We start from the raw sequence: 23522 nt of genomic DNA, 5'->3' as shown, positions 1-23522 counted from the left end.
TCATTAGGGCTTCAGAAACCGGGTCAGGTTGATCTCTGGCGGAAGGGGCTGGCCTTCCATCGAGTCGAGTAACCATTTGGCAAGAAGTGGAGCCCAAAGAGCACCACGTGAACCCAGTCCGTTGATCACCCCGCAGTTTTTTTCCTGTGGCCAGGTGACTTCTGAAACTCTGCCGAGAATGGATTCTGGCAGACTCCAGCCAATCGCTGGCATCTGACCAGGGAGAGCGGGGCGGATGGCGGCCTGCTGAGAGCAGATTTGCGGATTTCTGATTCCCCACTGCGCGAGGCCCCCGCTTAACTCCAGACGAGCCTCAGATGTGATTTCGTAATCGAGGTGCTGCGGATCGTAGGTTGCTCCCACCAGCCAGCGATCCTGCTCCTGCGGTGTCATCCAGATCCCTCCATGCCACGAATAATCTTTTCGAGCCCCAGGAAGTTCGATTTCCATTAACTCCCCTTTGGCAGCGAGAAATGGCAGCCGGATCAATTCTGGGGTGTAGCCGGTGCATAAGACGATGCGCCGGGCGGCAATTGATTTCCATTGCCAATGGCACGCCACTTCATCCCAGAGAAGATCACAAGGCCTAAACTCCGCACTTGAAAGACACGCTGTTTCCCTCAGCCACTTCTCTGTCGCCTGCAGAAAGACCGGCAGGAGCACTCGTGCCGCCTCGAGCATGACATAGGGTTTTGTACCGGCTGGCCCATGGATGCCATGTTCTCGCGAAGCGACAAAATCCTCTTCGACGGGCTGAAGATAGTTGGCGGATGCGGGAAACTTGTGGCAGCGCGATAACCACAGTTCTTCCTCGGCTGTCGTCAACCAGCGCAGGGCGGGTCGATTCCGCCAGCAGTCTCGATTTGTCTCGTTGGCGACAAAACGATAAAGATCCAACGCCGACGATCGAAATTCTGCAAAACGCCAGGCCAGTGCCAACCTGGAACCGGTAATCGGTGTGATCAGCCCTGCTCCCACTTGAGAGGCAGAAAGTGGCCATTGGGCCGGTGAGCTGATGACATGAATTTTTAGCTGTCGGCGCAGTGCCTGCCAGGCCAGAGCCGATCCTGCGACACCTTGACCAACAATCAGCAGATCAACGGTCGTTTCACTCACACTCTTGACACTCTGGAACGAGAACAGATTTTCGATCAGACGAGCGATAAGAACCCGAAAGCTCCCCTGTTCACAAAAAGAGAATACTCTCGGAGTTCTTCTGCGGGCGAACTCTTCGTTTAAAACAGAGTTTACTTCACTGGTCCATCGTTGCGGGGTGGTCGTTGACCTGGACCACGTTCACCGGAATTTCTCTCACCGGAATTTCTCTCACCGGGTGGTCGTTCACCGGGGGGGCCATTTCCTGGCGGGCCACCATTTCCGATCCCTCCCGGGCCGCCACCTCCAGGGCCAAACCCGCCCAACGGAAAGCCCAGATCGCGACGCATTTCAAAGAGAGCCTTCAGTTCGGGAGATTTTTCCTGAATGAAAAGATACGTCAGCCGTTTACGGGCATCCTCAGGTGGCAGACGCATCAGTTCGTCTCGACGAGTGCTGTCCATCTCGCTGAAGAATGCCTGCAGATCCTGCTCAGCGGGCAGATTGCGCTCAATTTCTGCTCCGACCATGTTGCCCAGCCCGCGATAGAACATGCTCAGAAATGTGAGGCGCTGCTCCGTCCCTTTTTTCGATTCCAACTGCTTTTTCAGATCAGGATCCTGAACCGCATCAATAAGTCGCACCAGTTGAGGCTCCGCAGGCCAGCGCAAGCGGCCACCCGCCTGTCGGAAAGACGATTCCAGAATGCGCCGTGAGCGGGAAAGCCCGGTTTGTGTCTGAGCATCCCGTTGAAGATCGACTGGCAAATCTTTGTAGCAGACTTCGATCAGTCCCTGAAGATCCTGAGACGACAGGGCTGGCCCACGGCTGGCGGTTCGATTGCGACGTTCATTCCAGGATCCCACATACATCGCCTGCGCTTCGTTGCGGGCATCCTGTTCTTCTTTGAATTTCTTAACGAGCTGCATTTTCTTAAGGGCATCGGTCTCGCGACGTAGATCGTCTCGCTGTCCGGGAGTCAGTGTCTTCAGCCACATGCTGTAAGTTTCCATGATGGCATGCAGGTCTCCACCACTTTTCGTATCGGCCTGCAATTCACTGTTCAGTTGCCGCAAATGCTGGCGGCGTTCCTCAGGAAGAGCTTCAAAATTCTCGAAGTTGCGCTCAATTCGATCACGTTCGATCGCATTCATACCGGCGACCTTCTGATAGGCCCGCTCGATATCTGCTTCAGCCGCAAACGTGGCCAGACTCCCCAGGCAGCACATCCCGATGATGCCGGCAATTCGTACAAAACGTATCTGGTTAGTTGTCATTGGCGGCTCCCTGTGCTGCCGGTGCATTGGGTTTACTGCCAGCCGCTGAATTACCGCCCGTTCCTGCATCAAACAGCCCGCTGGCTCGAAGCTCCTTCAGAAACTGGATTGAATCGACTTCAATCAGTTCATCGTAATCCTGCACCAAGGGTAATTCAGAAAGCATTCGACGCGAACGATCCGGCACCCAGTCATGAGCCGCCAGATAGCCGACAGCGGCTGTCACCACCACCAGCACTCCGCTGGCCACCCAGGGCAAGGATTGCATCAGCTTCTGCTGCCCCAGCATGAGCCACGGAGTCAGCTTGGGTTGCTCTGCCAATCGAATATGCGTGATGGTCTTTTCAGAAAAATCAGCAGAAGCTTTTGTCGCGGGGAGCAGATCCAGCAATTCCCAGGTTCGGGCCAGGACCTCGACCTCATGACGAGCCGTCTCATTGTGCGAGAGTAATGTATCCACATTCTGGGCGGCTTCTTCCTCGAGTTCACCATCGAGATAAGCCACCAGATCTTCACGCACTTCAGAGGTCAATCGTGTCGGACGATTCATGATTTATGCCAGAACAAACGCAGTTTACGGAATTGCCGCATGATCCTTGACGGGCCATTCCTCGTTTGCAAGTTTAACTGTCGGTAAGTCGAACTCATGATGCTCGAAAGAAATCATCAGATTGAAGGTGCAGTGTACCAGAACTCATGAAACAAGAGTTGAAGACTTTCATTTCCACTTTCTGGAAGGCTCTCTTTGAACCCCACTGGAGTCGTACAGGGTTCGCACGAACCCGAAAAGTCTACCAAAAGTTCTGCTCAACCTGCGGGACTTGATCCTTCACTTCCACCAGCCGTCGCGACCACGACGATTTTTTCACGAACGTCGTCTTCCACATTTTCTGATTCGGATAAAAACACACAACCACTTCCCAGGCAAGTGGTTATGTCGCAAAACAGAATGGAACCGAGCGGCTCCATCCCGGATTACCGGAGTCTGGCTGCTCATCGAATTGTCGAAACTGCCGAACGGCTGGAACGTCGAATTCAGGAGCGATTTGGACAGATCGGTTTATCCAGAGTCGCTCACGAGGTCACGCTCCTCAGTCGAGAAGCGATGGCTAAGGGCGCCCGCATAGCGCGACCGAATCTGCTGCTCAGGCTCGGGATCTGGCTGACTCTGGGAGTGATCGCGTTTCCTATCGTGAGGTTAATGCAATCGACGCGCTACCATGTCGATGGGCTCGAATTCACCGAAATGGTGCAGATCTTTGATTCTTCCTCGCAGAGTCTGATCTTTCTCGCTCTGGCGGGAGCATTCCTTTTCAGCCTCGAAACCCGGTTGAAACGCAGAAAACTGCTGACAGCCCTGCACGAATTGCGCTCGCTGGCTCACATTGTCGATATGCACCAGTTGACCAAAGACCCGGAAGCGGTCATTCGCGGCGGAGACAAAACGCTCTCCTCACCCGAGCGAATTCTCGACAGGTTCAAGCTGGGCCGATATCTCGATTATTGCAGCGAGCTGCTCTCTCTCATCAGCAAAATCGGGGCGATCTATGTCCAGCATTTCCCCGACTCAGTGGCTCTGGCTGCGGCCGATCAACTCTCTGGTTTGACAAACGATCTCTCTCGAAATGTCTGGCAGAAAATCATGATTCTCGACCAGGTCGCCTCCAGAGAAGATCCCGTCGAAGAACCATCAGAAACCAGCCAGACTGGCCATTAACTGCCGAACGACTAGGATCATTTCAATCAACTCGATCGTCTGGATCCCACCCACCGATCTTCACCTCACTCACTGCCTCTCGGAAAGGTTTGTGCTTATGTCCGCTGTTCCTGAAGTCGGGAGTAAAGCCCCTGCCTTTGATCTCCCTGCATTTCCCAAGGGTCGATACAAGCTCAGCGGCCTCAAAGGCAAATATGTCGTGCTGTACTTCTACCCCCGTGACAACACGCCCGGCTGCACCACGGAAGCCTGTGACTTCCGTGATCGGCATGAGGCCATAACCGCAGCGAATACGGTGGTTCTGGGTGTCAGCACTGATAGTGTCGAATCTCATCAGAAGTTTATTGAAAAGTTTGAACTTCCTTTTCCGCTTCTGGCTGACGAAGACCACGCCATTGCCGAGAAGTACGGCGTCTGGGTCGAAAAAAACATGTACGGCAAGAAGAGCATGGGGATGCAGCGGGCCACATTTCTGATCGATCCCGCCGGAAAAATTGCCGCCGTCTGGCCTAAGGTCAAGGTGGATGGCCATGCCGAGGCTGTGGTGGCGAAAATCCAGGAACTCCAGGCTGCCGGCTGATTGGAGTTGGCTTTCAGGATTTCAAAGCGCTGTACGTACCACTGCTGGATTGTCAGCAGTGGTCTTTCGATGATTGCAGGCTCAATTCGTAGGAAGTTGCGCTCATCCCGGCCTTCTCCCGTCGGAACGGGAGAAGGGGTAAAAAACCCTCGCCCGCGTCTGCGTGGGAGAGGGTGGCACGAAAGTGCCGGGCGAGGGTCTGGCCAATCGATATGGATCGGTCAGTGAGGTATCCGCAGGGGCGCTGATTGATTGCCAGTGGTCAGAGATGACAAGCAGATTGCGATGAAACTGGTGGTGGATCGTACGCCTCATACGTTCGAGCTCACCCTCATCCCGGCCTTCTCCCGTCAGAACGGGAGAAGGAGCAAAAAACCCTCGCCCGCGTCTGTGCTGAGTGGGCCATGACAAAGCTCTCGACATCCGCACGATCGCCGGGAAGATGATCACGCGAAGTAATCGATGGCGTTCTGGAAGATCTGCTTGCCAGCTCCATCCCCTGCCAGATTCATGCGAGTCCAGTTCGGATGTTGAGTTGCGAAGAGAAATCGCTCGGGGTGCGGCATCAATCCCAGCACTCGACCGGTGGGATCACAAAGCCCAGCCAGATCCGCAATCGACCCATTTGGGTTGCCCTGTTCCATCAAAGCTGAAGTTCCCTGTCGACTGCCTGGCGAGCCACCAGCCTGTGCGGTGAGCAAGGTCACACGCTCGGCATTGTGGTACTTCCGCCACGGAATGTAAGCCAGTGCCATTTGCTGGCGTGCTTCCCACTCAGTCAGCACTGCTGCATCCCGAACAGCAATCCGACCTTCGGCATGTGCCATCGGCAGGTCGATTTCATCAATACCGCGCAAAAAGATCGAATTCGTGGAGGTGACTTTGAGCCTGACCCAGCGGGCGGTGTAACGACCATTTTCATTCCAGGTGAGCGTGGCTTTGGCAGGCTGATTGCCAGAATCGGGCTGATTCCAGCCTTCGTCACCATCGGGAAGCACGCCCGCTTTCAAGAGCGTCTGAAAGCCATTACAGATCCCCAGTGCCAACTTGTCACCAGCCAGAAACTCTCCGATTTCTTCGCGCAGTGCCGTTTTGAGCTGGCTGGCAAAAATCACTCCTGAGCCAATGTCATCGCCATAACTGAAGCCACCGGGAATACAGAGGATCTGGTAATCCTTGATTCGCCCCGGATTTTCCAGAATTCGATTGAGGTGCAGCACTTCTGGCTTACCACCGCAAATCTCAAACGCGTGGGCCGTTTCCTGATCGCAATTTGTTCCCGGGGCACGCAAGACACAAACGCGGGGTGAGATCATGGCGTGGGTCATCCACCATCTGCAGGAATATCAACGGAACCATTGGTCACCCACCACAGGGCTGGCCTTCTCACAAACAGTCTGGCTGAACATCAATTCAACTGCAATCGAAACCGCTACCAAGATTTCCTGCGCAGGCAGCAGGTCCACCAGTTGATGATCAAAAATCGAACGAAATCACAGCCATGTGAATGAAAATCGGTGTTCCATCAGTAAAGACAGAAACGACTCACTCGATTGAGGAGCAAAGCCCCGTCTGACCAACAAATTCGTCAGGAATGTGCCCATTGACGAATGCAAATGCCTGAAAATGATTGATCTTCTCGCTCGCCCCCTCAGACGCTACGGTCAGAGGTGGTTGAAGTTACTGGAGATTCCAACTAGAATCCGGCGGTCAATCTGGCGTTAGCTGAGATTGTGCGAACTCACTGCAAAATAACAGGTTAATGACACGCAAGACCTTCATCGGATGAATCTCTGCAGTTGAATCGAGGATTTCAAAAACACGGCTCGGCATTCTCGGTTTGTCTGCACTATTGACCTGAGAATGGATCAATTCACGGTCTTCAGAATGGATGGAAATGGACGGCTTATTCGCAGTTCTGATCTATACCGGAGTGCTGGTCGGGTTCGTGATCACGAATCTGATTCTGACTCACATCATCGGGCCCACCAAAAAGACGGCCGTTAAGCAGATGCCTTATGAATCGGGCATGGATCCCGTGGGAGATGCCCGTCAGCCCTTCGATGTCAAGTTTTATCTGGTTGCGATTCTCTTTCTGATCTTCGATGTTGAGCTTTTGTTCATGTACCCTTGGGCGGTCGCTGCCTACAAAGGTGATGGCGGAGTTCCCGCGGAGCTTTCCTCGACAGTTTACGGTGTCATGCTCGTCTTCTTCGGCACTCTGGCAATTGCCTACATCTACGCCTGGCGAAAGGGTGTGTTCAAATGGCGATAGCTCAACCCCCGGGATCAGGTGGAGCCTCGGCAACACCAGGTTCTTCAGCTCCTTTTGTGAATCCGCAAAAAGGCTTGCCCGATAACGTCTTTCTCACCACGCTCAATGCCGCTTCAAGCTGGGCGAGAAAGAACAGTCTCTGGCCAATGCCCTTTGCCACAGCATGTTGCGGGATCGAGTTAATGGCCACGGCCTCATCCCGGCACGACCTGGCTCGCTTTGGTGCAGAAGTCATGCGATTTTCGCCCCGGCAGTGCGATCTGATGATCGTCGCCGGTCGAGTTGCCATGAAGATGATGCCCGTTCTGCAACGCATCTGGCTGCAGATGCCAGAACCCAAGTGGTGCATTTCCATGGGAGCCTGTGCCTGTACCGGTGGAGTTTTCGACACTTATGCCGTCGTGCAGGGAATTGACCGCTTTATCCCAGTCGATCTTTACGTTCCCGGCTGCCCGCCACGTCCGGAGCAACTGATTGCAGGGATCATGCAGATCCAGGATCTGGTCCAGAAGACAGGAACCATGCAGGGGACGGAATTCCAGTATCGAACTCGACCAACGGGCCCCGCCCCGTTCGATGCCGACGAGATTATCCGGATTCGAGAAGGTCAGATGCAGCTTACTCCACTGGAGCTCCCCGCATCGCTGAAAAAGGGTAATCCAGCTCTTGAAGGGTCTGCTTAATCGAAAGAAATCGATCGGTTTGGTTTTCTGTTCAGGCTAATAGCGTTTATTTGAAATTGAATCAGACGCTGACGTTTCAAATCCAAATGAATCTCGACAGTGACTCGGAAAGTCGTCATTGAGAAGGGTAGGTTTCGGTGGACTTCGCAGCACTCAATGAGCACTTGGGCGGTCTCCTGAAATCGGAATCTTTCCGAGACAACACTCGCCTGATCGTCCCGGCTGCTCAACTCGACGATCTCATGTCTCACCTCAAACATCACCTGGGGTTCGACATGCTCAGTGATGTCACATGCTGTGATTACCTGGAATACCCCGGGGCCACAGATCGCTATGGCGTGATCTACGTCCTGGTGAATACCAAAACTCGAGAGCGGCTCGTCGTCAAAACTTTTGTGAATGATCCAGCTCCCACATTGCCCTCCATGTACCGTCACTGGAAAACGGCAGACTGGACGGAGAGGGAAGTTTATGACCTGTTTGGCATTCACTTCACTGGCCACCCCAATCTGCAGCGAATCCTTTGCCCCCCTGAGTTTGAAAGCCACGCACTCCGCAAAGATTATCCACTCAAAGGGCGTGGAGAACGACATAACTTCCCGGTGATCACGAGAGCCGAAAGTTAACCATCCGCGGCCAGCCATCCGACGACCCGCCGATGATATTGATCAATACCATAGAACCTGTTTCCTACCTGATCCGCGAAACTTCACTCATTGAAGGTTGACCATGCCCGTAGTTGCCTCTTCGCTCCACCCGGCGACGTCCCGCAATGCGGCTGGCGGGCCGGCCTCATCACATGCCGAGGCGGCGAATTCCGAATATTTATGGACACTGAACTTCGGTCCTCAGCATCCAGCCACTCACACCACACTCCGACTGGTTCTGACGCTCGATGGAGAAAAGGTCGTTAAGGCCGAACCAGACATTGGTTATCTCCACAGTGGTTTTGAGAAGCTGGGGGAATCGCTCGATTTCAATCAGTATGTCACCATTGTTGACCGGATGAATTACATCTCGCCTCTGGCGAATGAAATTGCCTGGCACCATACCGTCGAAAAGCTGCTTGGTATCGAGATCACTCCCCGTTGCACTTATCTGCGGACAATCCTTGCCGAGCTGATGCGTTTGCATGACCACCTGTTGTGTGTTGGTGCTGTCGCCCTCGACCTGGGAGCATTCACCGCCTTTTTGTATTTCTTCCAGCAGCGGGAATTGATTTACGACATTGTGGAATATGCCTCTGGCCAGCGCTTTCACACGAGCTACACCCGTGTCGGTGGTGTGCTCTTCGATGTGAATAACCTATGGGCAGACAAGGTTCGCTCATTCGCGAAGAACTTCCCCAAAATCCACAGCGAAGTGGATCGTCTGCTGACGAAGAATCGCATTTTCGTGGATCGCGTCAAAGGTGTAGGTGTTCTTTCGCGAGAAGATGCCATCAACATGGGCTGCACCGGTCCCATTGCCCGCGCTTCGGGCGTGGTGCGAGACCTGCGAAAAGATGAACCTTACCTGGCCTATGCCGATCTCGACTTCAAGATCGCAGCCTCAAAAAATGGCGATTGCTATGCTCGCTATTTAGTCCGTATGCAGGAAATGCTTGAGAGCATCAAGATTATTAACCAGGCCATTGAAAACATCCCTTCAGGCCCGGTGAATGTGGAACTGGAAGGGAAGTCAGTCCTGCCCTCCAAACCCGCTGTCTATCGAAGTATTGAGGGTTTGATTCACCACTTTGAAATGATCATGCCCAATCGTGGCTTCAAAGTTCCGGTGGAAGAACTTTATGCCTGTACGGAATCTCCTAATGGAGAATTGGGATTTTATATTGTCGCCGATGGCGAACCACGTGCCTATCGGGCTCGATGCCGGCCACCCTCGTTCATCCACTTTGCGACATTCCAGCACCTGATGCCGGGCTATATGCTCAGCGATGTGCCAGCCATTCTGGGTAGTTTGAATATCATTGCTGCGGAGTTGGATCGATGACGGTACTTTCGGACGATTTACGGGCACGCATCGTTGCGGAGTTTCCGAAATACCCGAACAAGCGGGCGGTCACTCTCCCAGCGCTGCATCTGGTACATGATGAACTCCGCCATGTTTCGACGGGTGCGATTGAAGAGATTGCAGAACTTCTCGAACTGCATCCATCCGAAGTTCATGACACGATGACCTTCTATCAATTCTTCCGTACGGAAGAGAATCCACTCGGAAAGCATCGCGTGTGGGTTTGTCGCAGTATCAGTTGTGGTCTGCGCGGCGGTGAAGAATTGCTGGCTCACATGTGCGAGAAACTGCACGTCACGCCAGGCGGCACCACCGAAGACGGCAAGATTACTCTGGAGTTCGCGGAATGCCTCGGCGTCTGCGATGGGGCTCCCTGTGTTCTGGTCAATGAAGACTGTGTCCACAACGTCACTCATGAAATGGCAGACAAACTGATTAGTGAATTAAAGGCGTAGTCTCTGGGAGTTGGAAGGGAAATCTTAATGCAGCTAAGTTTTGAGTCTTCTTCTTCCAGCGTCCAAAGTGACTATTCTCGACGAATGCAAGAAGCTGCGAGAGAGGCAGTCCAGGCGGCAGTTCGCGAGAACTGGTTGCACGGAATTCCTGCCAGTACCTGGCAAGAGGGAAAGATCGTGTATGTCTGGCCTTCAGACGAAGAAATTAAGAAACTGCCTTGCTACGAATTGATTGCAGATCAGGTGAAACGAGAACTTTCCCTCCCAAAACTTCCTCAATAGTTCATTACGCTCATAGATTTCAACAGACATTGTCCTTTATCGATACACGGATGCTTTCCCATGTCCACATATGAACCTGTCCTTCTGGCTCGCATCCATAAAGAGCAGAGCCATACTCTCGACAGCTATCTGGCCGATGGGGGATACGAAAGCTTCAAAAAGGCGCTCGGTATGACGCCTGTCGAAGTGACCACTCTAGTGAAAGATTCGGGCCTGCGTGGTCGCGGCGGTGCAGGCTTCCCCACTGGTCTCAAATGGACGTTCCTCCCCAAAGATCATCCCGGCCCGATCTATCTCGCCGTCAACGGCGACGAAAGCGAACCCGGGACATTTAACAATCGCATCCTGCTCGAAAAAGACCCGCACCAGGTCCTCGAAGGGATCGCCATCAGTTGCTACGCCATCCGCTCGAACACGGCCTACCTTTACCTCCGGTACGAGTACGGAGCTGCCTGGCGAGCCCTGCAAAAGGCCGTCGCCGAATGCTATGAAAAAGGGATTTTCGGGAAGAATGTTTTCGGTTCGGGCTTTGATCTGGATGTCCGCCTGCACCGTGGTGCGGCTGCGTACATCTGCGGCGAAGAAACTGGCCTGATCGAAAGCCTCGAAGGCAAACGCGCCTGGCCACGGATCAAGCCGCCATTCCCTGCCATCGAAGGGCTCTTCCGCAAGCCAACCATCGTCAACAACATTGAAACCATGGCTTGCGTGACACAGATTCTGAAGCGCGGTGTCGAATGGTTTAAATCGATTGGGGTCCCGCCCGACCCGAACAATCCTCGCGATGCTGGCAGCTATGGCCCGAAGCTTTATTGCCTCTCTGGCCACGTCAACAAGCCCGGCTGTTACGAAGTTCCCCTGGGAATCACCGCTCGGCAGCTGATTGAAGAGTATGGTGGTGGTGTTCCCGGTGGTCGCGGAATTAAAGCCGTCGTCCCCGGTGGGATCAGTATGGGTTTTCTCGCTCCTTCCGAACTTGACACTCCACTGGATTTCAACGGTCCAGGGAAGGTTGGTTGCCTGGGTCTTGGAACCGCTGCCGTGGTGGTGATTGATGACCAGACCAGCATGGTGGATGTGGTCTACAACACGGCCCGCTTCTTCGCTCACGAGTCCTGCGGTCAATGCACCCCTTGCCGTGAAGGGACGAACTGGATGCAGCGGATTCTGCATCGGATTCGCAGCGGTCAGGGCCGCATGGAAGATCTTGACCTGTTATTGGAAGTTTCGGGTGGAATCGGGATGATGCCCGGTACCACAATTTGCGGACTGGCCGACGGTGCCGGCTGGCCCGTGAAAAATGCCATTCGCAAATTCCGCAGCGAGTTTGAAGAGTACATTCAGAGCGGCCGCTCCACGATTAAACCATGTGAACTGATCGGGGCACATTAAGCGTATGAGGGAAAAAGAGGGGAAGGAAAGAAGGTGAGAAGTCAGATTTTCCAAACAAGTGTTGACCAGGCACGATGAGAGGAGAATCTCCATGGCTGTCGGTGATCATCGAGATTTGATGGTTTGGAAGAAGTCGATTGACATCGCGAAAGCCTGTTATCAGATCACCGAAGCGTTTCCCCGGAACGAGCAATTTGGACTGACAAGTCAGATACGAAGAGCATCAATTTCCGTTTCAGCGAACATTTCCGAAGGAAAGGCGTATGGTCAATCAAGGTCAATGCTTCACTTCCTGCAGATTGCGATTGGTTCGTTGGCAGAACTCGATACTCATTGGGAGATTGCATTACAACTGGGATACATTAGTGAAAGTGACTGCCGGAATATGCAGGCAAATTTGGACGAAGTATCAAGAATGCTCATCGCTTTCCGACAGACGATTGCCAGCAGCTTGATCTAGATTCTTACCTCGTTTTCTGGCTTTTTACCTTCATTACTTCTTCCCTTTTTACTTACACCTATTCAAACAAGCTTCTTAAAATGCCCACAGTTTACGTCAACGATCAGCCCGTCGAACTGAAGCCAGACGAACGGCTGAACTGTATTCAGGCAGCTCAGAAAGCCGGTGTGGAAATCCCACACTACTGCTGGCATCCCAGCTTGTCAGTCGTCGCAAGTTGCCGTATGTGCCTGGTTGAAGTTGGAGACAAAAAGCCCGATGGAACCGTCGCCATGGTTCCCAAGGTTGTCCCCGGCTGCCAGACACCCGTCAAAGATGGCACTGTGATCGTCACCAATTCTCCCAAGGTACAGGCAGCCCAGAGAGGGACACTCGAATACCTGCTGCTGAATCATCCTCTCGACTGCCCCGTATGCGATCAGGCCGGCGAATGTGGTCTACAGGATTTCAGCTTCAAGTACGGCCGGGCTTACAGTCGTCTGGCAGAGCCCAAAAACCAGAAAAAAGACAAGCCTTATATCGGCGATCAGATCACACTCTTCACTGATCGCTGCATCATGTGTACCCGCTGTGTGCGGTTTACCCGTGAAATCTCCGGCACCGCTGAGCTACAGGTCGTCAGCCGTGGCTCGGGCGAAGAAATCGACATCTTTCCCGGCAAGCCCTGCAATAACAAACTGGCTGGCAACGTCGTCGATCTCTGCCCGGTCGGTGCGCTCTGCAGTAAAGATTTTCTCTATGAGCAGCGTGTGTGGTGGCTGAAAGGGAAGAACTCCGTCTGTGCCGGTTGCAGCACAGGTTGCAGCATTCGCGTCGATCAGAACAAAGATGTGGTCTACAGACTCAAGCCACGCTCGAACCCGCTCGCGCAGGGCGAGTTCATGTGCGACGAAGGCCGCTTCGGCTGGAAGTACATTCACTCCGAGCATCGCCTGAAGTTCCCCATGCAGAAGCTCCCTGCAGGGATCACCCCCGTTTCCTGGCCACAAATTCTTCCGGCTCTGCGACAGGCCCTGACAGAAGCTGCCAAAAGGGCTCCAGAAAAGCTGGCTGTCGTGCTGACTCCCTTCATGACAGTAGAAGAGGCCTACTTACTCTGCAAATTTGTAAAGTCTCTCTCGCCTGCTGCCAGGTTGTTCATGACACCCGCCCCCGTTGTGGGTGAAGATGATTCGTATCCGAAAGACCTTCGCGGGCAGGCAGCACCTCAACCCAAATTCACCATTCGAGCCGAAAAAGCTCCGAACCGAGCCGGTGTTGAACTTGTTCTCCAGCACTTTGGAGGAGCAGTGGAATCGCTCGACGCGGTTTTAGCACAGGTCTCTCAGGGAACTCTCGAAGCGGTCTATTTGACTGCAGGATCCCCCGAGGGCTGGATCACCGAAGAGCAGGCCAAGTCACTGGCCAAGGCGAAACTGGTGATCGTGCAGGATCTGCTCGACTCCCCCGCACTTCCCTGGGCGACATTTATGCTTCCTGGCACTTCCTGGGCCGAGCGTGATGGCACATTCGTAAATCATGCCGGTCTGGCACAAGCCATTCATCGCGGCTTACGTTCGCCAGGCGATGCCTGGCCCGATGGACGCATCTGTTTTGAGCTGGCAGGTCGGACAGGTATATTCCACGCTCCCACCATCCGTCAGGAAATCGCGGGTGAGATTCCTGCACTGGCCGCACTGATTGTGGGTGACCTGGGCGATGAAGGGATTTTCCTGAAGTCGGCAGGTGAGACGGCCTCTGCAGCCGGTACTGAGTCACAGGTTCCTGTTACAGGAGGTAGCCGATCGTGAGTTGGGAATTCTTCCTTGTCACGTTGATAACGATTGGTGTGGCCTTCGGGGGATTGATGGGCACAATTGCCTATCTGATCCTGGTCGAGCGACGTCTGGCCGCCTTTATTCAGGACCGCTACGGTCCGAACCGTGTCGGCTGGGCCGGGCTGTTGCAACCCATTGCCGATGGTGCCAAATTCCTGCTCAAAGAAGACGTGATCCCTGGTTACGTCAATAAAACGCTCTATATCCTGGGCCCCAGCATTGCTGTCTTCACTGCTATGGCAGGCTTTGCCATCGTCCCTTTCGGACCTGTCGATCAGGCTCCTTCCTGGATGCGGTTTGTCATCGCTCCGGATGTCAACATCGGGATGATTTACATTTTCTGCGTGGGCAGCCTGGGTGTCTATGGAGTAATTCTCGGCGGCTGGGCGTCGAACAACAAGTACAGTTCTTTAGGCTCCATGCGGGCCAGTGCTCAGGTCGTAAGCTACGAGATTCCTCTGGGCATGTCGATCATTGGCGTTGTGCTCATGACCAGCTCTTTAAGTCTCAACGATATCCTCATGCATCAGGCGAAGTTTGGAATTCTCGGCTGGAACGTCTGGACTCAGCCACTTGCACTGCTGATCTTCTTCGTCTCCGCTCTGGCCGAAACCAATCGCCTTCCCTTCGACCTTTCCGAATGTGAACAGGAGCTTGTCGGTGGCTTCCATACCGAATACAGCTCGATGAAATTCGCCCTCTACTTCCTGGGCGAATATGCACACATCATTACCGTCTGTTTCCTGACAGCCATTCTCTTCTTCGGTGGCTGGCAGTTCCCCTTGATTGCCGAAGCCGACAGTGCCTATCTGGGAGCGACTCTGGTCAAAGTGGTGGTGCTGCTGACCAAAGTTCTGCTGATCATCCTGCTGATCATGTTTATCCGCTGGACGATTCCCCGCTTCCGCTTCGATCAACTGATGAATCTGGCGTGGCTGGGCCTGATTCCCATGGCCGCTTTGAACATTCTCGTTGTCATGACTGCCAAACAGTTCGACTGGCCCATCTGGACACTGCCATTAGGTTCGCTGGCGATCTTCGTGGCAGCAGGTCTGATTGGCACCAGTGGGAAATTCATTGTCAGCGACCAGACGGTCGATTTCGGTGAATCACCCGAAGGATATGCCCACGTTCATTCCTGATGGCGAATTTTTAATTCCTGCAGCGATCCTTTTTTGACATCATCCTGCCCATAACCTCAGGCAGACATTTTTCAGGTGCCCCATGGCTGAAGAACTCACACCGATCTCGAATGACGATGTCGTCTGGATGGAAGAGCCAGAAATGGGATTCTGGGAATCGACATTTCTGCCCGCCATTTTCAGTGGCCTCAAAAATTCCTTGCGGCATGTGACCGATTTCAAACCCGTCACTCAGCAATACCCCGAGGAAAAACCCGATCTGCCACTGAATTACCGTGGTGTTCATCGCCTGAATCGCGACGACAAAGGCCGGGTGAAATGTGTCGCCTGCATGATGTGCTCAACTGCATGCCCTGCACGTTGCATCGATATTGTGGCCGAAGAAGCTCCCAAAGATGACCCTCTCTGGGCAGACCGTGACAAGCGTCCCAAGTCTTTCGTCATCGACGAACTCAAGTGCATTTACTGTGGCATGTGCGAAGAAGCCTGCCCCGTCGATTCGATCGAATTGACTCACATCTACGACCTGACAGGGATGACCCGCCAGGAAATGAAGTTCAACAAAGAGAAGTTGCTGGAAGTCTTCGACAAAACCAAAGACAACCCCCGGGATCCCATTCGCACTCATCGTGGTGTTCTGGGCCCCGCTTCAGATTTCACCTCATTACCTCCCGTGGGCCCTGCCACCCAGATCCCCCAAGGTGACAAAGCCTCGAAACCAGTATCCACCGATGTGATCAAGCAGGGCTGACCAAGGCCACGCTCCCCTTCAATTTCTTGGATCAACTTCTCATTTGGCGAATGAATTGTCTTGGATGACTTGAGGGAGCAGCGGGCGGAACTTACTCTGGGGCACAGGTTTCGACCTGAGTCGATTTTCCGACAGGCTCCAGGAACACTTTCCAGAACCTTGCTCATGCTTGCATCACGGTTTTAATGACGGAACTACTCTTTCTCTTTGAATGCAGTTTATGAACTGGGTTTCCGAGAACATCGCATTAATCGGAACGCTCGTCCTGTTGGGGGCGAACATTCTCCTGTTGTTTCCATCGACTGGCCGCAAGTCAGGGATCCCGGGCTTTCTCCTGCTGCCAGTCACCGTGGCCGGTCTCGGCTGGGTGTTTTTGCAGCCCACAGGCGATCTTGTTCGCGATCTCCTGTTTTATATGGCTTCCGGGACGGCTGTCCTGGGTGGCCTGCTGATGACGACACAGCGGAATCCGGTTTATGCTGCTTTGTGGTTTGCCGTGGCTACGCTGGGAGTCTGTGGTCTGTTTGTCATCAACTCAGCACCATTCCTGGCGGCTGTCACCATCATCGTCTATGCCGGTGCCATCGTTGTCACGTTCGTCTTCGTGATCATGCTGGCTCAGCAGGAGCAGGGATCAGGTTACGATCGCATTCCGCAACAACCTTTCCTCGCGACAGTTCTCGGTTGCCTGCTCGTCGGGACGATGCTCCTGGGGATCGAGAAAACCTTCGGGCCAGATTCTTCCAGACTTTCAGTCGATCGAACGGCACTTCACGTTTCTTCACTGCCTGTTGAGAATGATCTCGGTTCGCCAGGTGGCGTGGGCCGGTCGCTCTTCACTGATTATCTGTTCGCTGTTGAACTCGCTGGAACAGTTCTACTCGTGGCTACCATTGGTGCCATTGCGATTGCACCTCGCCGTCCACAGGGGAGTTTATGAGTCCTGATCCTTCCCATTACCTCGTCGTGGGTGCCTTGCTCTTCGGCCTGGGTGCAATCGGCTTTCTTACACGCCGGAATCTGATTCTGATGATGCTCTCATCGGAACTGATGCTCCATGGCGTTTCCGTCAACCTGACAGCCTTCAGCCAGTATCATGGCCAGCATGACGGTCAGGTGCTGACTATTTTCGTACTCACCATTGCGGCATGTGAAGCCGGTTTATCGCTCGCGATTATCCTGGCTCTCTACCAGCGAACACGCTCACTCGATATCCGGCTCTGGACCACCCTTGGCGAAGAGGAACTCATGCCACCCATGGCCGATTCTGCATCGCGTGAAATTGAACCTCCCGCCCAACCACTTCCCAAACTTGTTCCCGCTGGCCGCCGCCCAGTGATTGGTGCCGATGGCCATGTCGTGACACCCGTATTGTCGAATTCACAGGCGAGTGGCAAGGGAGCCAAAGCCTGAAGAAAGTCCCAAAGTCCAAGTAAACATCCAAGCGTCTGTCTGCTCACAGGTCATCACCACGTCCATCGCTGTCAACCTGACTGAGATGGATCAGATGAGGTTCAACCTGATGAGAGGTTCGAAAGAATCTAACCCTTAGAGTGGGCCTCGATTCACAGGCAGTGTTCATAAAACTCAACAGATAAGCAGATTGCAGAGTCAACTCGAAGCTCGGTTTCGAGGCGAAAAATAAAGGAAGTAAGGCTGTGGCAAACTGGTCTGACATCGCCCTGGCGACGATTCCCGCTGCACCTCTGGCTGCCGCCATCTGGTGCGGCACAGTCGCTCAGGTTGTCCGGCGCACAACAGCCCACCGGCCCGTTGTGCTCGCCCTAGCACTTTCATTGGTAGCGGCTGCCTATGTCCTCTTCGTCGTCGTTCCCGGTTCAGTCGTCGATTCACCCGCCGCTCACAGCCAGATAACTCCCATCGAGAGCTCTGGCGAAAGCCTGGTGAAGCCTATCTCGTTGATAGCTTCCGAAACCCCTGCTTCAGCAACCGGCGAACATCATGGGCCAGCCCATAAGGCTTACATTTTTGAAGTTTATCGCTGGATGTCTGTCGGTGGATTGACAGTGGATATCGTGCTCAGAGCCGACGCGATGACAGCCCTCATGCTCGTGATGGTCAACTTTGTCAGTCTGCTGGTGGCGATTTTTGCCTCCAGCTACATGCATGGCGACAAAGGCTATCCCCGCTTCTTCGGAGCCATGGCTCTCTTTGTCTTCTCCATGAACATGCTGGTACTGGCAGGGAACTTCATCGAAGTCTTTATCTTCTGGGAAGCCGTCGGACTCTGTTCCTACCTGCTGATCGGCCACTGGTATCACAAACCCTCCGCAGCCGCCGCTGCCCGCAAAGCGTTTGTCGTGAATCGAATTGGCGACTTTGGTCTCATGACTGCCATTTTCCTGATTTACCGCACCTTTGGCTCAGTGGATTTTGAAACTGTTCTCGATCCCGCGAGGCTGGCCGAACTCGCAGCAGCTCAGCCCGGCTTGATCACCACCATTGCCTTATTGCTCCTCCTGGGGGCGATTGGTAAATCGGCACAGTTCCCCTTGCACGTCTGGCTTCCCGATGCGATGGAAGGCCCCACTCCCGTCAGTGCTCTGATCCATGCCGCTACGATGGTCACTGCCGGAGTCTATCTGATTGCCCGCACCACGCCGATTTTTGTCCATTCACCAACCGCACAGTTAGTCGTGGCTGGTGTGGGAGCAACAACTGCTCTCGTCGCTGCCGTCACAGCACTTTGTCAGTACGACCTTAAACGCGTGCTGGCGTACTCCACAGTCAGTCAACTCGGTTACATGTTTATGGCTCTAGGAGCTGCGGCAGCCAGTCCTGCCCTTGCGGCCCATGCCGAAACGTTCGCCATGTTTCACCTGCTGACTCATGCGTTTTTTAAAGCCGTCCTCTTCCTGGCAGCAGGGAGCGTGATGCACGCCATGGGCGATGTCATCGACATGCGCCGCTTCAGTGGCTTAAAGAAAGCACTCCCTATCACGCACATCACCTTCCTCTGCGGAGCATTGGCACTGGCTGGCTTCCCGCTCCTCTCGGGCTTCTGGAGTAAAGACGAAATTCTGGCAGTCGTCTGGGAAGCGACTCAAACCGGCGATTACAAAACTTACTTCTACCTGATCCTGGGTGTCGGTCTACTGACGAGTCTTCTCACTGCGTTCTATACATTCCGCGCTTACTATCTCACCTTCCATGGCCCGGAACGATTCCCGGAAGAAGCCGGTCATCATCCTCACGATGCTTCACCGGCAATGGCCATTCCGCTCTACATCCTGGCGGCACTGGCTGTCGTTGCAGGCCTGATTCTCGGCCCCACACATATCTATGCTCACTACATCGAAATGACCCCCAATTTCCCGACGGCTGCTCCCGCTGGCATGAATGTGGGCATGATGATTCTCAGCACGGTCCTGGCGCTGGGCGGGATCGGACTGGCTTACAGCATCTATGGCAAAGCCACTCGTCCGGAGTACTCAGATGCTCGACCACTCAGCCTGTGGGAGAATGTCTCTCTTAACGGGCTCTACCTGGATCAGCTCTACGGAGCATTGATTGCCCGCCCTATGGCCACACTGTCGGCTGTCTGTGAATTTGTTGATCGCATGATCCTCGACAAGATTGTGGATGCCGTCGGGCTCATCCCGATCATTGCAGGGGGGATGATTCGGCCATTACAAAATGGACTCGTCAGTTCTTATGCCGCCGTCATGCTGCTGGGGGTGATTGTGGCCTTGGCCAGTGTTTTAAGAGCCATCGCCAGTGTGACCTGACATTGAATATTTTTAGTCGCATCAAGCAAATCGAATCCGGTTCTGATCGATCAGAGTGAATGAGCCAGTAGTTCGTGTGAAGGTTGGAAAACTATGACAACGCTGGTCTTTGCCATGTTGCTGCTACCAGCTATAGCCGCAGTGTTAATGCTGGTGCTCGATGCCAAAGCCACAGCAGCGCGTGCGCGGGGTTTTGCTCTGGTAGCAACCGTTGCCACGCTGATTCTTTCGTGGAGTGTGGCCTATCAATTGCCCGCGACTTCTCAGCAGGCAGGCCCGGTCACCACGCGCTGGGAATGGCGGCACACGTGGCTGACTTTAGCCAGTCCCGCTCCCGCCCCTACGGTCGTCAATCATGAAGCTCTTTCGCCGAATGTCATTCGCGGACAATCGCCAGAAGAGCCGAAGAACACCGCCAGCACTTCGAAGCCTCAGGATCCATCCACATCCCGCTCTCCGAGTGGCGACTTCATCAATCTCGAATTTTATCTCGGGCTGGATGGCCTCGGGATGGCCATGATCCTGCTCACGACGGGCCTCTGTGTTTCAGCGATCCTCGTCTCCTGGAGTGAAATTCGAGAGCGGTCTGCTGAATTCTATGCCGGGATTCTCATTCTCGAAGCCGGTCTGATTGGCGTGTTTCTCGCTTATGACCTCATACTGTTCTACGCCTTCTTCGAATTCACCCTGCTGCCACTCTTCCTCACGATTGGTGTCTGGGGTGGCCCCAAACGTCGTTATGCGGCTGGCAAGTTCTTCATTTACACCCTGGCTGGCAGCCTCGTCATGCTCCTCGGGCTGGTCTCTCTGGTGGTCGAAACCCAGAGCCTGACTGGGATCTCCACACCATTCTCCATGCCCGACATGGCGCGTGCCCTGCAGGATCAGCCTTTGCCTGTCGAGACACAAACGATTCTGTTCCTGCTGATTGCTACCGGCTTCCTGATTAAAGTTCCCATGTTCCCCTTCCACACTTGGTTGCCACTGGTGCATGTGGAAGCTCCGACGGCTGGCTCTGTGGACCTGGCTGGTGTGCTGCTGAAGCTGGGTTGCTACGGCTTTTTGCGAATTGCGATCCCCATGCTACCCGATGCCAGTCTCACTGTGGGTCAACCACTGGTGGCCATACTGGCTGTGATCGGTGTGGTCTATGGTTCGCTTTGTGCTTATCACCAGACAGATATCAAACGGATGGTGGCCTACAGCTCAATTGCTCACCTGGGGGTCTGCATGCTCGGGTTATTCGCTCTCAATGCCGAAGGCTTGAGTGGCGGGATCTGCATGATGATCAACCACGGTCTGGCAACGGGTGCTCTTTTCTCCCTCGTCGGGATGATCCATGAGCGGTATCACACGAGGTCGCTGACAGATCTGGGCGGGCTGGCAAGTCGCATTCCTCTGCTTTCGGCACTCCTGGTTTTCATCTCGTTTGCCAGCATCGGGCTGCCCGGCCTTAACGGCTTTATTGGCGAAATCCTTTCCCTTTTAGGCATGTTCCAGGTCAGTGCGATCTATGCCGTCATTGGCACTACGGGCGTGGTCTTGAGTGCCTGGTATCTGTTGCGAATGGTTCAAGTCGGATTGTTCGGTCCACTCCGCGAGCCGGCTGGTGATCACTCACATGTCTCCGACCTGACAGTTCGCGAAGGCCTGGCAATCTGGCCTCTGGCTCTGGCCTGCCTGGGATTAGGACTCTTCCCCCAGACACTGCTCAACCTCATCGAGCCAGACGTCAAGGCTCTCGCCGTGATTTACTACGAACCAGATGAGGTCATCGTTCAGAAAACAGATGCCATACAGCCCTCTTTCGCCATGACGAATTCCACAGCGATTGTGACGTCTGATCAGGCTGTCGAGACAATTTCTTCGATTCAGACAGGAGAGCGGCGATGAGCCAGCCAGATGCCGCAATGATTTCTTCGGTCACCAGTGCTGCAGGAAAAGTGATTCCTGAACTGGTGTTGCTGGGGACGGTCTGCATCAATTTTCTGGTGGGCCCGTTTCTGGTAACACCCAGTGGTCGCGCTCTTCCTGGCCTTCGCCATCGCTGGGGTGGTATTGCCATCGCAGCGATTTGCACAGCCCTCTATCTCTGGTGGACAGGCTCGACAGAAGTCGTCACCACCGGGCCTTTTCGCGTCGATAACATTGTCTGGTATGTGCGTGGCGTCATGCTGATTGCCGCCCTGCTCCTGGTGCTGGTCAACTGGTCTCAAATTGAAGATGGTAAAGCGGCCGAGAGCCATGCCTGCCTGCTGGCCATCACGGCGGGTGTCAACCTTGTGGCACTGGCCAACGATCTCACCACGTTGTTTCTGGCACTCGAACTGATCAGTATCCCGACTTATCTGTTCCTGTTTTTGCCTCGAAAAGATGCTGCTACACAGGAAGCTGGGGTTAAATACTTCCTGCTCAGCGTCTTCTCATCTGCCATCATGCTCTATGGCTTCAGCCTGATTTACGGCATGGCCGGAACAACCGATCTCCCGGCCATTCAAACAGCACTGGCCAACAGCAATCAGACACCCGTGCTCGCGATCCTCGGAATGGTCTTCGTTGTCGCGGGATTGGCCTTCCGCCTGACAGCCGTCCCGTTCCACTTTTATGCACCCGATGTGTTTCAAGGTTCTGCAGCCAGTGGTGCAGCTCTGCTTTCGTTTGTCCCGAAGCTCGCCGGTTTTATCGCACTGATCCGCCTGCTGGAGCCTGTCGTTGATGCTGCTCCGGGCCTGCTGCTGGCCGATGTCATGCTCCCTATGCTCTGGTGGCTCTCGGTCATCACCATGTTTGTCGGGAACTTCCTGGGGATTCTGCAGAACGATCTCCGCCGGATGCTGGCTTATTCGGGTGTTGCTCATGTGGGCTACATGCTGGTCGGTCTCAATGTCGGGCATCACACGACATCGGTCCCGGATGGTATTGAAGCACTGCTCTTCTATCTGGCGGTCTACGGCTTAATGACCATTGGAGCTTTCGCCGTCCTGATTGCTGCCGAACGAGATAACAAGCCACTTGAAACGCTGGATCAACTGGCCGGCCTCCACCGCGTCAGGCCAGGTCTGGCTCTGATGCTGATGGTCTTCATGTTCAGCCTGGCAGGCATGCCGCCTACCGCAGGGTTTCTGGCCAAATTGAATCTCTTCTTTGCTGCCTGGGCACAAGGAGATGTTTCTAATCGCTGGCTGGCTCTCTTCATGGTCATCAATGCCGCCATGGGTTCGTGGTACTATCTGCGGGTCGTCGGAGCCATGTATTTGCGTGAACCTCTCGACGAGCATCATGGCTCTCACGCACCAGCTCCCATCATCGCTTCTGTCGCCTGTACGGCGATGGTGATCACTCTCTTCTTTGTGCCGACCTGGCTCTGGACCATGGTGCAGACCGTCCGCAGCAGTTAGTTATCACTTTGACCTGGCAGAGGCTTCATTGCGGCTGCAAAACCAGAATACTCCGGTCCTTCAGTTTCGAGACGTATCATGGCCCCACTTGTTCATGTCGTGTACTTCGAGTTGCACGAACCCACCCCCGAGAACACACGCAAGCTGACCGAAGCCTGCCATAAGTATCTCAAAGATCACCCGGGAGTGGTGTACTTTGCCGCTGGCGGACTGGTGGAAGAACTGGCCAGACCTGTCAACCAGCGCGACTTTCAAGTGGCCCTCTGTGTTGCTTTCGCGACAAAAGCTGATCACGACGTCTATCAGACAGCCCCCAGCCATCTGCAGTTCATTGAAGAGCACAAACCCACCTGGAAACGTGTCCAGTTGCAAGGGAGTCTGGGCGAAACCACAAAGTCCCGTGAAAATGGCATACGTGAGCACTGAAAGACTCATG

At 54.1% G+C, this 23522-nt stretch carries 22 protein-coding genes; 18 read left to right on the top strand and 4 right to left on the bottom strand.

What is annotated here, in order from left to right; translation table 11 throughout:
• Positions 1-3: 3 nt before the first annotated feature.
• From A6X21_RS03230 to A6X21_RS03220, 3 genes are all read right to left on the bottom strand, one after another.
• On the bottom strand, positions 4-1116 hold the full coding sequence (locus A6X21_RS03230; protein WP_068846075.1) for an NAD(P)/FAD-dependent oxidoreductase: 1113 nt from the start codon (positions 1114-1116) through the stop codon (positions 4-6).
• Between the two features lie 131 nt (positions 1117-1247).
• The gene (locus A6X21_RS03225) at positions 1248-2372 is read right to left on the bottom strand and encodes a hypothetical protein (RefSeq protein ID WP_131818164.1); all 1125 of its coding nucleotides are present in this window, start codon (positions 2370-2372) and stop codon (positions 1248-1250) included.
• On the bottom strand, positions 2362-2922 hold the full coding sequence (locus A6X21_RS03220; RefSeq protein WP_068846073.1) for an anti-sigma factor family protein: 561 nt from the start codon (positions 2920-2922) through the stop codon (positions 2362-2364). The genes A6X21_RS03225 and A6X21_RS03220 overlap by 11 nt, the downstream gene beginning before the upstream one ends.
• A gap of 384 nt (positions 2923-3306) precedes the next feature.
• Here A6X21_RS03220 and A6X21_RS03215 point away from each other — a divergent pair, with 384 nt between their 5' ends.
• The gene (locus tag A6X21_RS03215; protein ID WP_131818163.1) at positions 3307-4089 is read left to right on the top strand and encodes a hypothetical protein; all 783 of its coding nucleotides are present in this window, start codon (positions 3307-3309) and stop codon (positions 4087-4089) included.
• 97 nt (positions 4090-4186) lie between these two features.
• Positions 4187-4669, top strand: a complete 483-nt coding sequence (bcp, locus tag A6X21_RS03210) for a thioredoxin-dependent thiol peroxidase (RefSeq protein ID WP_068846072.1) — start codon at positions 4187-4189, stop codon at positions 4667-4669.
• A gap of 446 nt (positions 4670-5115) precedes the next feature.
• Here the strand turns inward: bcp and A6X21_RS03205 are convergent, their stop codons facing one another.
• Positions 5116-5985 carry a phosphoribosylformylglycinamidine synthase subunit PurQ gene (locus A6X21_RS03205; protein WP_068846071.1) on the bottom strand — a complete coding sequence of 290 codons (870 nt, stop codon included), beginning with the start codon at positions 5983-5985 and terminating at the stop codon, positions 5116-5118.
• Positions 5986-6566: 581 nt separating this feature from the next.
• Here A6X21_RS03205 and A6X21_RS03200 point away from each other — a divergent pair.
• From A6X21_RS03200 to A6X21_RS03120, 16 genes are all read left to right on the top strand, one after another.
• A complete protein-coding gene (locus A6X21_RS03200) occupies positions 6567-6944 on the top strand; it encodes an NADH-quinone oxidoreductase subunit A (protein ID WP_068846565.1) in 378 nt (125 codons plus the stop codon).
• Positions 6935-7627 (top strand): NADH-quinone oxidoreductase subunit B, encoded by a 693-nt coding sequence (locus A6X21_RS03195; RefSeq protein ID WP_068846070.1) that lies wholly within the window; start codon positions 6935-6937, stop codon positions 7625-7627. The genes A6X21_RS03200 and A6X21_RS03195 overlap by 10 nt, the downstream gene beginning before the upstream one ends.
• Before the next feature lie 137 nt (positions 7628-7764).
• Positions 7765-8253 (top strand): NADH-quinone oxidoreductase subunit C, encoded by a 489-nt coding sequence (locus A6X21_RS03190; protein ID WP_068846069.1) that lies wholly within the window; start codon positions 7765-7767, stop codon positions 8251-8253.
• 103 nt (positions 8254-8356) lie between these two features.
• Positions 8357-9619 carry an NADH dehydrogenase (quinone) subunit D gene (nuoD, locus tag A6X21_RS03185; RefSeq protein ID WP_068846068.1) on the top strand — a complete coding sequence of 421 codons (1263 nt, stop codon included), beginning with the start codon at positions 8357-8359 and terminating at the stop codon, positions 9617-9619.
• Positions 9616-10095 (top strand): NADH-quinone oxidoreductase subunit NuoE family protein, encoded by a 480-nt coding sequence (locus A6X21_RS03180; RefSeq protein WP_068846067.1) that lies wholly within the window; start codon positions 9616-9618, stop codon positions 10093-10095. Before nuoD ends, A6X21_RS03180 begins: the two co-directional genes overlap by 4 nt.
• Before the next feature lie 342 nt (positions 10096-10437).
• Entirely contained in the window at positions 10438-11769 is a 1332-nt protein-coding gene (gene nuoF, locus A6X21_RS03170) for an NADH-quinone oxidoreductase subunit NuoF (protein WP_068846065.1), read from the top strand.
• Between the two features lie 91 nt (positions 11770-11860).
• The gene (locus tag A6X21_RS03165; RefSeq protein WP_068846064.1) at positions 11861-12229 is read left to right on the top strand and encodes a four helix bundle protein; all 369 of its coding nucleotides are present in this window, start codon (positions 11861-11863) and stop codon (positions 12227-12229) included.
• Positions 12230-12309: 80 nt separating this feature from the next.
• Positions 12310-14019: an NADH-quinone oxidoreductase subunit G gene (locus A6X21_RS03160; RefSeq protein WP_068846063.1), complete on the top strand. Its 1710-nt coding sequence runs from the start codon at positions 12310-12312 to the stop codon at positions 14017-14019.
• On the top strand, positions 14016-15188 hold the full coding sequence (gene nuoH / locus A6X21_RS03155) for an NADH-quinone oxidoreductase subunit NuoH (protein ID WP_068846062.1): 1173 nt from the start codon (positions 14016-14018) through the stop codon (positions 15186-15188). Before A6X21_RS03160 ends, nuoH begins: the two co-directional genes overlap by 4 nt.
• A gap of 82 nt (positions 15189-15270) precedes the next feature.
• On the top strand, positions 15271-15939 hold the full coding sequence (locus tag A6X21_RS03150; RefSeq protein ID WP_068846061.1) for a NuoI/complex I 23 kDa subunit family protein: 669 nt from the start codon (positions 15271-15273) through the stop codon (positions 15937-15939).
• A gap of 220 nt (positions 15940-16159) precedes the next feature.
• Positions 16160-16879, top strand: a complete 720-nt coding sequence (locus A6X21_RS03145; RefSeq protein ID WP_068846060.1) for an NADH-quinone oxidoreductase subunit J family protein — start codon at positions 16160-16162, stop codon at positions 16877-16879.
• Positions 16876-17352, top strand: coding sequence for an NADH-quinone oxidoreductase subunit NuoK (gene nuoK, locus A6X21_RS03140; RefSeq protein WP_068846059.1), 477 nt, complete (start codon positions 16876-16878; stop codon positions 17350-17352). Before A6X21_RS03145 ends, nuoK begins: the two co-directional genes overlap by 4 nt.
• Before the next feature lie 245 nt (positions 17353-17597).
• Complete coding sequence (gene nuoL, locus A6X21_RS03135; protein ID WP_068846058.1) at positions 17598-19688, top strand: NADH-quinone oxidoreductase subunit L; 2091 nt, start codon at positions 17598-17600, stop codon at positions 19686-19688.
• A 93-nt stretch (positions 19689-19781) separates the two neighbouring features.
• A complete protein-coding gene (locus tag A6X21_RS03130; protein ID WP_068846057.1) occupies positions 19782-21581 on the top strand; it encodes a complex I subunit 4 family protein in 1800 nt (599 codons plus the stop codon).
• Positions 21578-23086, top strand: a complete 1509-nt coding sequence (locus A6X21_RS03125) for an NADH-quinone oxidoreductase subunit N (protein ID WP_068846056.1) — start codon at positions 21578-21580, stop codon at positions 23084-23086. Before A6X21_RS03130 ends, A6X21_RS03125 begins: the two co-directional genes overlap by 4 nt.
• A 78-nt stretch (positions 23087-23164) precedes the next feature.
• Positions 23165-23512 carry a Dabb family protein gene (locus A6X21_RS03120; protein WP_068846055.1) on the top strand — a complete coding sequence of 116 codons (348 nt, stop codon included), beginning with the start codon at positions 23165-23167 and terminating at the stop codon, positions 23510-23512.
• The last annotated feature ends 10 nt before the right edge of the window (positions 23513-23522 follow it).

This window comes from Planctopirus hydrillae, from assembly GCF_001707835.1.
Taxonomy (GTDB): domain Bacteria; phylum Planctomycetota; class Planctomycetia; order Planctomycetales; family Planctomycetaceae; genus Planctopirus; species Planctopirus hydrillae.
Note: the sequence above shows the minus strand (reverse complement) of the source record. Positions and strands in the feature narration are given on the sequence as shown.

What these genes read in the sequence shown, in the direction of transcription:
- A6X21_RS03225 (WP_131818164.1), bottom strand. Translation starts at nt 2,372, where the DNA reads ATGACAACTAACCAGATACGTTTTGTACGAATTGCCGGCATCATCGGG.
- A6X21_RS03220 (WP_068846073.1), bottom strand. Translation starts at nt 2,922, where the DNA reads ATGAATCGTCCGACACGATTGACCTCTGAAGTGCGTGAAGATCTGGTG.
- A6X21_RS03215 (WP_131818163.1), top strand. Translation starts at nt 3,307, where the DNA reads ATGTCGCAAAACAGAATGGAACCGAGCGGCTCCATCCCGGATTACCGG.
- bcp (WP_068846072.1), top strand. Translation starts at nt 4,187, where the DNA reads ATGTCCGCTGTTCCTGAAGTCGGGAGTAAAGCCCCTGCCTTTGATCTC.
- A6X21_RS03205 (WP_068846071.1), bottom strand. Translation starts at nt 5,985, where the DNA reads ATGATCTCACCCCGCGTTTGTGTCTTGCGTGCCCCGGGAACAAATTGC.
- A6X21_RS03200 (WP_068846565.1), top strand. Translation starts at nt 6,567, where the DNA reads ATGGACGGCTTATTCGCAGTTCTGATCTATACCGGAGTGCTGGTCGGG.
- A6X21_RS03195 (WP_068846070.1), top strand. Translation starts at nt 6,935, where the DNA reads ATGGCGATAGCTCAACCCCCGGGATCAGGTGGAGCCTCGGCAACACCA.
- nuoD (WP_068846068.1), top strand. Translation starts at nt 8,357, where the DNA reads ATGCCCGTAGTTGCCTCTTCGCTCCACCCGGCGACGTCCCGCAATGCG.
- A6X21_RS03180 (WP_068846067.1), top strand. Translation starts at nt 9,616, where the DNA reads ATGACGGTACTTTCGGACGATTTACGGGCACGCATCGTTGCGGAGTTT.
- nuoF (WP_068846065.1), top strand. Translation starts at nt 10,438, where the DNA reads ATGTCCACATATGAACCTGTCCTTCTGGCTCGCATCCATAAAGAGCAG.
- A6X21_RS03165 (WP_068846064.1), top strand. Translation starts at nt 11,861, where the DNA reads ATGGCTGTCGGTGATCATCGAGATTTGATGGTTTGGAAGAAGTCGATT.
- A6X21_RS03160 (WP_068846063.1), top strand. Translation starts at nt 12,310, where the DNA reads ATGCCCACAGTTTACGTCAACGATCAGCCCGTCGAACTGAAGCCAGAC.
- A6X21_RS03150 (WP_068846061.1), top strand. Translation starts at nt 15,271, where the DNA reads ATGGCTGAAGAACTCACACCGATCTCGAATGACGATGTCGTCTGGATG.
- A6X21_RS03145 (WP_068846060.1), top strand. Translation starts at nt 16,160, where the DNA reads ATGAACTGGGTTTCCGAGAACATCGCATTAATCGGAACGCTCGTCCTG.
- nuoK (WP_068846059.1), top strand. Translation starts at nt 16,876, where the DNA reads ATGAGTCCTGATCCTTCCCATTACCTCGTCGTGGGTGCCTTGCTCTTC.
- A6X21_RS03130 (WP_068846057.1), top strand. Translation starts at nt 19,782, where the DNA reads ATGACAACGCTGGTCTTTGCCATGTTGCTGCTACCAGCTATAGCCGCA.
- A6X21_RS03125 (WP_068846056.1), top strand. Translation starts at nt 21,578, where the DNA reads ATGAGCCAGCCAGATGCCGCAATGATTTCTTCGGTCACCAGTGCTGCA.
- A6X21_RS03120 (WP_068846055.1), top strand. Translation starts at nt 23,165, where the DNA reads ATGGCCCCACTTGTTCATGTCGTGTACTTCGAGTTGCACGAACCCACC.